General features: G+C 66.4%; 4 protein-coding genes. 3 read left to right on the top strand and 1 reads right to left on the bottom strand.

The window, feature by feature from the left end; genetic code table 11:
• Both WEA77_RS12705 and WEA77_RS12710 read left to right on the top strand, forming a co-directional pair.
• Nucleotides 1–371: ArsR/SmtB family transcription factor (locus WEA77_RS12705; RefSeq protein WP_368068252.1), on the top strand; the 371-nt coding region annotated here is incomplete at its 5' end.
• Between the two features lie 155 nt (nucleotides 372–526).
• On the top strand, nucleotides 527–826 hold the full coding sequence (locus tag WEA77_RS12710) for an SRPBCC domain-containing protein (protein ID WP_368068255.1): 300 nt from the start codon (nucleotides 527–529) through the stop codon (nucleotides 824–826).
• Here the strand turns inward: WEA77_RS12710 and WEA77_RS12715 are convergent.
• A complete protein-coding gene (locus WEA77_RS12715) occupies nucleotides 807–1,178 on the bottom strand; it encodes a GFA family protein (RefSeq protein WP_368068253.1) in 372 nt (123 codons plus the stop codon). The genes WEA77_RS12710 and WEA77_RS12715 overlap by 20 nt on opposite strands.
• A 199-nt stretch (nucleotides 1,179–1,377) precedes the next feature.
• Here WEA77_RS12715 and WEA77_RS12720 point away from each other — a divergent pair.
• A partial coding sequence (locus WEA77_RS12720; RefSeq protein WP_368068254.1) for a peptidylprolyl isomerase occupies nucleotides 1,378–2,180 on the top strand: 803 nt, incomplete at its 3' end.

Consider the following 2,180-nt stretch of genomic DNA (forward strand, 5'->3'; position numbering starts at 1 on the left):
GCAACGCGCCCTCGCGCGCACGCCCGGCAAGCTGCTCGGGTTCACCTATGGTCCCGGCACGGAGCATCGTCCGGCATGAGCCCCCCCTGAACGCTACCCTTACGGCCCTCGCCGATCCTGACGGGCGCCGCGCGGGAGAACTCGCCGAGGCGCTCGGCTTGCCCGCCCCCGCGATGAGCCGCCACCTGCGCATCCTCAAGCAGGGCGGCCTCGTCGAGGAGGCGCATCCCGAGTTCGATGCCCGTGTGGGCATCTACACCCTGAAGGAGGGCGGCATGACCGATCTCAAACTCTGGCTCGCCGAGACCGAGAAAATCTGGGCCGCCCAGCTCACCACCTTCAAGACGCATATCGAAAAGAAGCGCAAGTGAGCGCTGTCCTCGTCGCCATCCACGTTCCGGCCACACCGGAATAAAAATTTGATTCGTGTACGTACGATATTAGAATATCCTGGCGCCCCAGCGCCCTTTTCCAGCTCACCCCGCGCGGCGACGGCGCGCTGAGTTTCGAGAACCGCGAAGGCCTGATCACCACGCTTGCCTCCGGCAAGGTCTTCGAGATCGGCCGCGTCACCGAATGGGAGCGCGGCCAGCGCCTCGCCTTCACCTGGCGCCAGGCAAACGTCACGCCGGATCAGGTCACATCCGTCGAAGTCACGTTCCGGGCCGCCGGCGAAGACACCCGCGTCACTGTCACCCACCGCGGCTGGAACACCGTCCCGCACGGCCATGTCGCCCGCCACGGCTTCCCGCTTCAGGCGACGCAAGGCCACCTCGCCAATGCCTGGCGCGCCAGCCTCGCCGCGCTCAATGATAGATTTCGCTGAACTTCTCCCACAGCGCCGGCCGCGTCGTCTGGAATCCCTCCACCGCAATCGCATACTCCGCCGCCACGGCGTCAGCCGCCGCAAACTCGATAAAGATATGCGAAGTCGGAATCGCCCAGCGGCTGTCGTCCAGCGTGCCCGCACAAAGGATCACGAGATCCGGCGCCACCTCCGGCAGGTGCCACCTCCGCGTGCCGCACGCCGCACATCGCTCGATGGGAATCGCGTTGCCGCTGCCGCCGGTCCGGACGAACCTGTCGCGCGCCCCGCCGCGGATTTCCAGCGCGCCGCGCGCCACATGCAGGTAAAGCCCGTATGGCCCGCCGCCCCCAGCCGCTTGCAATCGTCGCAATGGCACGCATTCACCGCCATCGGCTTTGCTATCAATTTGTAGTGCACGGCGCCGCAATGGCACCCGCCTTCCAGCGGCAGTTTCGGCAAGGGCGGGCGAGACAGGGTGATACGTTCCATGCGCCGTGAATATGCCGCACACGCCGCCTAATCAATCGAAGCCGATTGACGCCGCCCGCGCACCGGGGAACAGTTCGCCCATGAAACGCGCCCTCGCCCTAACCGCCCTCGCCCTCGCTGCCTGCACCAGCATGCCCGTCTCCCTCGCCGAGGCGCCCGCCGCGGCGCAAGCCGCCCCCGCCTGGCGCGCGGTCGATCCGGAAAACCTGATTCTCATGGAACTGCCCACCGGCACGGTCGCGGTTGAGATTTTCCCGGACGCTGCGCCCGCTCATGTCGCGCGCCTGCACCAACTCCTCGCCGAAGGCTTCTATGACGGCGAGTATTTCTACCGCGTAGTCGACGGCCATGTCGCGCAGGCCGGCCGCGAATTCCCGATGGCCAGCAAGCCCTGGGAAAACGTCCCCTTCGAATCTGAACGCGCCGTGCCAGCAGACGGTTTCACCCCCCTTGGCAGCGCAGACCTGTTCGCCCCCGAAGCCGGTCACCGCGCGGGCTTCGCCGTCGGCCGCGATGGCAGCCAGGAATGGCTGATGAACTGCCCCGGCGCCCTCGGCATGGCGCGCGATGACGCGCCGGATACCGGCAGTACCGAAATCTACTTCCCCCTCCAGCCGCGCCGCTACCTTGACCGCAACTACACGATCTTCGGCCGCGTCATCGCCGGCATGGAACATCTCCACCGCCTCCCCCGCGTTGATCCGTTTACGGAAGAAGAGGCAAACGCCCTGTTCGGCGAGGACCCCGAACTCGCCTACCAGATGTCGCAATACCGCCGTTCGAACCTCGGGCAGAATTACATCACCTCGGCGAAGTTCGCCGCCGATATCCCGGAGACCGAGCGCCCTTCTTACGAAGTGATGGACACCGCCTCCGCCGACTG

The organism is Hyphomonas sp. (genome assembly GCF_040882205.1).
Taxonomy (GTDB): domain Bacteria; phylum Pseudomonadota; class Alphaproteobacteria; order Caulobacterales; family Hyphomonadaceae; genus Hyphomonas.